The organism is Oleiphilus sp. HI0128 (assembly GCF_001635365.1).
This window is the reverse complement of record NZ_LWGG01000146.1, coordinates 1-7,849: the sequence shown is the minus strand read 5'-3', so window position 1 is coordinate 7,849 and position 7,849 is coordinate 1. Positions and strand designations below refer to the sequence as shown.

General features: G+C 44.7%; 11 protein-coding genes and 1 other RNA gene. 6 read left to right on the top strand and 6 right to left on the bottom strand.

Annotation, left to right across the window (positions count from 1 at the left end):
* Both A3763_RS01920 and A3763_RS01915 read right to left on the bottom strand, forming a co-directional pair.
* Positions 1–611: aminopeptidase P N-terminal domain-containing protein (locus tag A3763_RS01920; RefSeq protein ID WP_197482691.1), on the bottom strand; the 611-nt coding region annotated here is incomplete at its 3' end.
* Between the two features lie 43 nt (positions 612–654).
* Positions 655–1,320, bottom strand: coding sequence for a UPF0149 family protein (locus tag A3763_RS01915; protein ID WP_068509181.1), 666 nt, complete (start codon positions 1,318–1,320; stop codon positions 655–657).
* A gap of 159 nt (positions 1,321–1,479) precedes the next feature.
* Between A3763_RS01915 and A3763_RS01910 the strand changes: the two genes are divergently transcribed.
* The 4 genes from A3763_RS01910 to A3763_RS01895 all read left to right on the top strand — a co-directional run bounded on the left by A3763_RS01910 (position 1,480) and on the right by A3763_RS01895 (position 2,940).
* Positions 1,480–1,686 (top strand): TIGR02449 family protein, encoded by a 207-nt coding sequence (locus A3763_RS01910; protein WP_068509120.1) that lies wholly within the window; start codon positions 1,480–1,482, stop codon positions 1,684–1,686.
* Complete coding sequence (locus tag A3763_RS01905) at positions 1,686–1,982, top strand: cell division protein ZapA (RefSeq protein WP_068509122.1); 297 nt, start codon at positions 1,686–1,688, stop codon at positions 1,980–1,982. The genes A3763_RS01910 and A3763_RS01905 overlap by 1 nt, the downstream gene beginning before the upstream one ends.
* 73 nt (positions 1,983–2,055) lie before the next feature.
* Positions 2,056–2,241: non-coding RNA, 6S RNA (ssrS, locus tag A3763_RS01900), on the top strand.
* A gap of 78 nt (positions 2,242–2,319) precedes the next feature.
* Complete coding sequence (locus tag A3763_RS01895) at positions 2,320–2,940, top strand: 5-formyltetrahydrofolate cyclo-ligase (protein ID WP_068512216.1); 621 nt, start codon at positions 2,320–2,322, stop codon at positions 2,938–2,940.
* A gap of 57 nt (positions 2,941–2,997) precedes the next feature.
* Here A3763_RS01895 and A3763_RS27265 read toward each other — a convergent pair whose 3' ends face one another.
* Positions 2,998–3,156 carry a hypothetical protein gene (locus tag A3763_RS27265; RefSeq protein ID WP_156490412.1) on the bottom strand — a complete coding sequence of 53 codons (159 nt, stop codon included), beginning with the start codon at positions 3,154–3,156 and terminating at the stop codon, positions 2,998–3,000.
* Positions 3,157–3,266: 110 nt separating this feature from the next.
* Positions 3,267–4,802: a threonine ammonia-lyase, biosynthetic gene (gene ilvA, locus A3763_RS01890; RefSeq protein WP_068512212.1), complete on the bottom strand. Its 1,536-nt coding sequence runs from the start codon at positions 4,800–4,802 to the stop codon at positions 3,267–3,269.
* Positions 4,803–5,023: 221 nt separating this feature from the next.
* On the opposite strand from ilvA, the gene rpiA reads away from it, so the two are divergent.
* Entirely contained in the window at positions 5,024–5,698 is a 675-nt protein-coding gene (rpiA, locus tag A3763_RS01885; RefSeq protein ID WP_068512208.1) for a ribose-5-phosphate isomerase RpiA, read from the top strand.
* A 69-nt stretch (positions 5,699–5,767) separates the two neighbouring features.
* Positions 5,768–6,295, top strand: a complete 528-nt coding sequence (ppa, locus tag A3763_RS01880) for an inorganic diphosphatase (protein ID WP_068512204.1) — start codon at positions 5,768–5,770, stop codon at positions 6,293–6,295.
* Between the two features lie 78 nt (positions 6,296–6,373).
* Here ppa and A3763_RS01875 read toward each other — a convergent pair whose 3' ends face one another.
* Both A3763_RS01875 and A3763_RS01870 read right to left on the bottom strand, forming a co-directional pair.
* Entirely contained in the window at positions 6,374–7,423 is a 1,050-nt protein-coding gene (locus A3763_RS01875; protein WP_068512200.1) for a DUF2333 family protein, read from the bottom strand.
* Positions 7,424–7,502: 79 nt separating this feature from the next.
* The coding region (locus A3763_RS01870) for an EAL domain-containing protein (protein ID WP_156494826.1) at positions 7,503–7,849 on the bottom strand (347 nt) is incomplete at its 5' end.

Genomic DNA, 7,849 nt, shown 5'->3' with positions numbered 1-7,849 from the left:
TGTAAACCTGGGCGGCAAACCTTCATTGCCTCAATATGTGCTTGGGCAGATATTTCAGCAGCCTGTTTCATCGTCTTGATTTCGGTGGTACTTTTTATCAAACGCAGCTCATGTAGTGCGTGCTCCAAGGCAACAAACTCACCAGGTGGGTGAGCACCATTTCTAACTTTACTGCGAATAACGTTGATCCATTCCATGACGCGACTGTCAAAGACAGCATCAAGGCCCATCGAGTAATAAACTTTATCCGTTCCCTCAATCATGCCTGGGAGGATTTCATCTATATCAGAAATGGGAAACGCATCATCGACACCAAACATATCAATTGCACGGTCTGGCCCGGCAATAAATCCATCCCACATTTCTTTTGTCGGGTCTCGCTCTCGGCAAAACAAGATGCTCTCACCGTGCTCTCGGCCCGGAATAATCACCAACACTGCTTCCGGCTCAGAAAACCCGGTCAGATAGAAGAAGTCGCTATCCTGACGAAAGGGGTAATCAACATCCCGGTTCCGGCTTTTAACCGTTGACGAGGGCAGTATCGCAATTGAGTTTTCACCCATGTGTTCAGCCAGATAAGCTCGTCGGCGTGAGAATTCTTTTTTATTCATCTCTTATTGTCCTGAGTAGCAGAATCTTGGTCAGCAATTGTTATTAATGTAATGTCGGTGTATCTGGGTCAATATCGGAAATAGCAGCTTTTTCTTCAGTCGAATCTTCTACTTCGGGCTGATTAAACTCAGCATATAAGTTAAGCACCCCCACCCTTACATACTCCACCACTTCAAAGAACTCTCTTTCACCCTCTTCAGTAGGCTCAACGCGAGGGTCCAGCTGGCAAATTTCAACCAGGTCTTTAAGAATTTCTTCCAGATCCTTCGATGCAGAATTAAGTCGTTCACTTGCAGAAATAGCGATACCTTCCAAAAAACCCCTTACCCATAACACCATTGCCTCAAGTCGTTCGGATAAAACATAGTCATCGTCTGGCAATAATAAGGTAAAACTACTCGAATCCTTATCGATACCCTCTGATACTTGGCTATAAAAAGCTAACAAGTCCTCAACTACATTAGCTTGAGCTGCAACATTTAACTCATCGACGCCCATATGTTCTAAAACCTGAGCTAAAAAGTCATTCGCCGTACGCTTAATGCCGCCGGTAATTTCCCCAAGTAATAAGCCATGTAACTCACTCGGGTGATTGATCGCACCTTGTCGGTTATAGACATTCGCCAACCAGTCAAAATCACTCTCCTGAGCCTCTTCATTTTCAAGCTCATCTATATCCTGCTCGGAAAACTTGTCTTTTTCTGTCATTTATATCGACCTTTTATCAAAAATTGAGCGAATTATACGAGACCTGCGACTGGATTGCGAAAGCGAGTTGACCCTCACGCTAGGCCAAATTATAGTTACCCCTCAATATACCGAATAGTATTGGTTTATTCTTCAATATTTGACTATCAAGGTAACTAAATGGAAGCGTCACAACTTAAAACGCTTTCTGGCAAAGTAGAGCAACTTCTAAACTACTGCCAGACGCTTGAAGCAGACAATTTAGCGCTAAAAAGCAGCCAAGACGATTGGCTGTCCGAGCGGACTAAACTTCTACAAAAAAATGATCTTGCCAAAAACAAGATTGAATCAATGATTGGTCGCCTAAAAGCTCTGGAGCAAGGTTAATGTCCGACGCCAACACACTAAAGGTCAAAATCCTTGAAAAGGACTACCTGGTCGCCTGCCCTCCTGATAAAAAGGACGCTCTAGAAAATGCTGCAGGGCACCTTGATGAAAAAATGCGAGAAATACGCTCGTCAGGAAAAGTTCTGGGCATTGAACGAATTGCGGTCATGGCAGCTCTAAATATTGCATACGAATTGCTCGAAAGTGGTCGCGATAAAGAAGGTGACCAGGAGATGTTGCTATCACTTGAAGAAAAGCTTGATCAAGCTTTGATCAAAGCAAAAGCACAGGCCTAATTGAAACCCTGGGCAATTTGTTTTTTTTCGTAAAAAGCCCTGATTTTTATCTAGTTTTTTTATATGATGGTTTGGCGTTCTGGAATGCTGGCTTGCTAGATAAGTCCTCGAGCCGATAATAACACCTTGGTAATCACATCATGTGATGTGTGCAAGTCCCCCGGTTTATCTGGATGGGAAAGCCTAATTTGCATATAGTGATCACCCCCTTGAACTTTCGGGTTCAAGGCCCTATCTGGCAGCGGCATTTTGGGCGCACCAAAATCAACACTCACAACAGAGCGTTGCTTTTGTTTAAACCTATCCAGCTCTATCTTATTGACGATACAGCCCAAAAATGAGTCTTTCTCAAACCTCCCCCGCCACCTTAATTCAAGAAAAAAAGCAGCTTCGTAGAGAGCTCCGCCAACAACGCCGCCAGCTCACCAAGCTTCAACAAAGAACAGCTTCAACGCATTTACTCAAAAATCTGAAACGCTTTGGTTTACTACTGAGGGGCAAACATATTGCTTTGTACTTAGGCAACGACGGTGAAATCTGCCCTCGATCACTGCTCACACTAATACAGAAATGGGGAAAGACAGCATACTTGCCCGTCATCCACCCCTTAAAACCACAACAGATGATTTTTTGCCAAGTCTCTGCATCAAGCCCTTATATCAAGAACCGTTTCGGTATTGAGGAACCTGACTTTAAACGCTGCAAACAATTCAATGCTAAACAACTGTCAACAGTGTTAATGCCACTGGTAGCATTTGATAGCGAAGGAAACAGAATGGGAATGGGAGGCGGCTTCTATGATCGCACTTTTGACTATAAGCGACGGCTTCCTCAGTGCAAGCCTCGCTTGATTGGATTAGCACATGAGCTGCAGAAGATGGACGCGCTTCCGGTCAATGACTGGGATGTCAGCTTAGATGCGATCGTCACCGATCAAGGTATCTATGCAAAAAAATAAGCCTATGCAGAATCAAACGAGCAAAAAAGCCGAGTAATTCTTTATGAATAGAGAGTTTTAGTAGCGGCTGGCTGAACGATCAAATACATGCTCAGTACTAGCGTTCTGAACCGGCTCTTCATCAGCACCAATGCTAATAGAAGAAAAGCCACTTATGACCAAACCGATCATAAATATACCGATTACAGCCAACATTGTATCGGGTTTCTTCTTCATATTTTCCTCAAAATAAAACTTTAATAATCAGAAAAATAGCACAGCTTTAGAAAATTTCCATTAGAACCCTGCTTTAAGTAGCGGATTCTAATGGCTTTAGCACCTAATTACTAGCGTTTTGACTTACCTGCCCTCAAGAAAAGTTGATACGCCTCATTATCCGTCTCGACCCAGTATCGGAAACCTATCTCATCTAGCATTCCCTGAAAGGCTTTCGTATCAGAGTCTTTCAGCTGCACCCCCATCAGGACACGACTGTATGCAGCGCCATGGTTACGATAATGGAACATGGAAATATTCCAACGAGTACCAAGTGAATTAAGGAATGACATCAGCGCCCCTGGCCTTTCAGGAAACTCGAAACGATAAACCTGCTCATCACCAACGCCTTCAGAACGCCCACCGACCATATGCCTGATATGAAGCTTTGCAATCTCGTTGTCAGTCATATCCAGCACGGGATAGCCTTGGGACTCTAACTCTGCAATAACACGCGCCCGATCTTCGCCACCCGGAAGCACTTGCACACCAACAAAGATCTGCGCGTCACTTCCTTCTGCATAGCGATAATTAAACTCGGTCACATTACGAGTTTGCAGCGCTTGAATAAACTTCTGATAGCTTCCAGGCTTTTCAGGGAGAGTGACAGCAATGATTGCCTCGCGCTGCTCACCAATTTCAGTTCGTTCAGAGATATAGCGTAAACGGTCAAAGTTAACATTCGCCCCACTAACGATGGTCACTAAATTCTCACCACTTAAGCCTTCACGTTCCGCATATTTTTTTAAGCCAGCGATGCCCACCGCACCTGCGGGTTCAGCAATTGATCGTGTATCATCAAAGATATCTTTAATGCCTGCACAAATCTCATCTGTTGAAACAGTAATCACCTCATCAACATACTTTTTGGCAATTTCAAAAGGCAGCTTACCAATCTGTTTAACCGCGACACCTTCTGCAAAAATCCCTACTTCTTCTAGAATTTCTCTACGCCCAGTCTCTAGCGCCACCTTAAGACATGCCGCCTCTTCAGGCTCAACACCAATCACTTTTGTTTCGGGGCGAACAAACTTAATATAGGCTGCCATTCCCGCAATTAAGCCGCCACCACCAACCGGCACAAACACCGCATGAATAGGTGCGGTATGCTGCATTAGTAACTCCATTGCGACCGTCCCTTGCCCGGCAATCACATCTTCATCATCGTATGGGGGAATATAAACCAAGCCCTCTTTCTTTACCTTTTCTAAGGCATAAGCGGAAGCTTCATCAAAGGCATCACCAACGAGTTCAACTTTTGCGCCCTTCGCCCTGACCGAGTTAACCTTAATTTCAGGGGTCGTTTTTGGCATAACGATAGTCGCGTCGATACCAAGCTTCTGCGCAGCTAAAGCAAGCCCTTGCGCATGATTACCGGCAGAAGCCGCAATCACGCCAGCTGCTTTTTCTTCATCTGTGAGTAAACGAGCACGGTTATAGGCTCCACGAAGCTTAAAAGAGAATACAGGCTGCAGGTCTTCTCTTTTAAGGTATATTTGATTATCAAAACGCTCCGACAATAGCGGCGCATGTGTCACCGGCGATTCAATAGCAACATCATAAACTCTGGCATCAAGTATTTTCTTGATATAACGGTTAATTGGCATCTTGGAACTCTTCACTTATAGGGCTGACATATAGACAAACAGCGTATAGGCAGACTTAATATAATTTTAATACCCTGCTCAATACCTGATAGCTAGAGAAAAATAAGCATCGAAGTGAGCACAAACAATCATAATCCTTTTCTCACTTATTGTCGGGCATTATAATGCCATTTATAACGATCAATACGCCATAATCAGATATTTACCCTAGCGGAGCATGCATGAACCAAGATCAATTAAAAAGCGCAGTCGCCCAAGCTGCTATTGACTATATCCAGCCGAAGTTGGATAACGATAGCATCATCGGCGTCGGCACCGGGTCGACAGCGAATTTCTTCATTGATCACCTTGCTAAAATCAAACATCAGTTTGATGGCGCAGTGGCCAGCTCCGAAGCAACAGCGGAAAGACTAAAAAGCCATGGCATTCCTGTTTACGCGCTGGGCTCAGTAGATGAAATGGAGTTTTATGTCGATGGCGCAGATGAAAGCAACGAGCGACTAGAGCTCATCAAAGGCGGCGGCGGTGCACTTACTCGAGAGAAAATCGTTGCTGCTGTTGCCAAAAAATTCATCTGCATTGTAGATGCCTCCAAGCAAGTTGGCTTGTTAGGTGAGTTCCCACTTCCAATTGAAGTTATCCCTATGGCACGCAGCCTGGTAGGCCGGGAAATTGTCAAACTTGGTGGTGACCCGGTTTATAGAGAAGGCTTCGTAACAGACAACGGCAATCATATTCTAGACGTTCACAACATGAAGATTCTCGAACCGAAGAAGCTCGAAGCCGAAATCAACAACCTTACAGGCGTAGTCACTAACGGTTTATTTGCACTTAGACCCGCAGATCTGCTGTTTGTTGGCTCTGAATCTGGCGTAAAAATGCACGAAGCCGTATAATCGCGCACTTTATCGCTCTGCGAAAAAATTCAGGTCAGTAACACCGCTTATTAACGACAGGACAAAGCTATGATTTTTGACAACATTCCAGCAGGAAAAGACATTCCTAACGACATTAACGTCGTAATTGAAATCCCAGCTCAAAGCAGCCCGGTAAAATATGAAATCGACAAAGACATGGGAGCTGTTGTAGTTGACCGTTTCATGTCCACGCCAATGTTCTACCCAGCAAACTACGGTTTTATCCCGCACACTTTGGCTGACGATGGTGATCCATTAGATGTATTGGTTATCACACCATATCCAGTTATACCTGGCTCAGTAATTCGTTGTCGCCCAATCGGCATGCTAGACATGGACGATGAAGCGGGTGGTGATGAGAAGCTAGTAGCGGTACCTCACGACAAGCTATCTCCTGAGTACAAAGATATTCAGGATATTGAAGATATTCCAGTGTTACTGAAAGAACAGATCCAGCACTTCTTTGAGCGTTACAAAGAGCTTGAGAAAGGCAAGTGGGTAAAAGTAAAAGGCTGGGAAAATGCAGATGCTGCTCGTAAGTCAATCGAGAAGTCTGTAGCGAACTACAATAAGTAAGTTGTAGCGCTTAGCTCTATATAACAAAGGCCGCATCAGCGGCCTTTTTACTATCTGCACTTCACGAGTGCTAGAAAGTTAGCCCTGCTGAAGCAAACTGCGCAAGTCGATAATGGCCGCTGATGCTCTTGAGATATACGAAGACATTGTCAAGCTATGATTAGCCAACATCCCAAAGCCACTACCATTTAGAATCATCGGACTCCAAACAGCCTCTTGAGTCGCTTCCAATTCCAGTGTTATCTGCTGCAAGCTTACCAAAGCATTCTTATTGATCAGCACTGCCTTAAAGTCATGCTCTATTGCTTTTAGTATATGCACCAGCGCCCAAGCCGTACCGCGTGCTTCATAAAACACATCGTCTATTTCCATCCAAGCAGTCTTACGCTCCTGAGCACCTTCTGCAGCTGTCGACTGCTGAGCACTTGCATCGCCCGCCAAACCCAAGTCAAGCTGCTGGCGACCAACACTTTCACTCAAACGGCGCGACAAACTCCCTAAACGATTCTCGACTTCAGATAGCCAACTTCTTAAATTATCTGCTCGCGCATAGAACTGAGCGTCCGGTTGTTGAGGGTCAGAGAGACGCGCTAGGTAACTACGCGCTGCCTTCACGCCACGACGATATTCCGACTCACTGGCCGGAAGTGCCCAACTACTGTTATCGAAATGAAACTGGGGCTCTGCAATCGTTAAGTCCTTATCTTCAACCGACTGGCTTTGAGACCGGCTCAACTCCTTACGAAAGACCCTGGCCAAATCACGAACCTGAACCAGCACGCCATATTCCCAATTAGTAATATTATCCAGCCATAAACCAGGCGGAAAAATATCATTGCTAATGTAGCCTCCCGACTTATCCATCAGCGTTTCCATCAAATAGATCATCGTTGCTGTTGTCGCAAAGCCAGGAACCGGCTGGTGCTGCATCAACTCGGCCTGTTCATGAGAGTACTGAACAACATCGGTAATTTCCGGCTCAGAACTCCACCAAAAACCTAGAATAACAGACAAAAGTAAATAGACACCCAAAGCACCACCAATAGCTTTAGCCAACATTCCGCCCCCCAAGTAGTCTTGGAAATCTTCTTTTCTATGTCTTATAAAATCAGACAAACCTTCTTTCACATTAATAACCTGCTAACGTGTATAAATTCTCAATGACTTGGGAGAACTGTAATCCCCTACTATCAATTGCAAACACTTGCTATGAAGCAAATACTTCATTTGCTTGTGGCCGTTTCAAATGGTACCCCATTGCGCCATCAATCCCCAGCTCTTTTAAAGCCTGCCACTCGTCTTCTGACTCGACACCCACAGCAATCACATTAATTCCCTGACCATGTGCAATCTGGATCGCTGATCGCAGGAAGAACTGATTTGATTGACTGCCCTGAACGTTGCGAATAAAGCTATGGTCAACTTTGATGTAGTGAATATCCACTCGCTGTAAATACGAAAATGGCACCGAGCTTACACCAAAGCGCTCGACCGATAGACTAAAGCCATGCTCTTTTGCCATATTGCTCAAAACGACCAAGGCATTTTCATTAT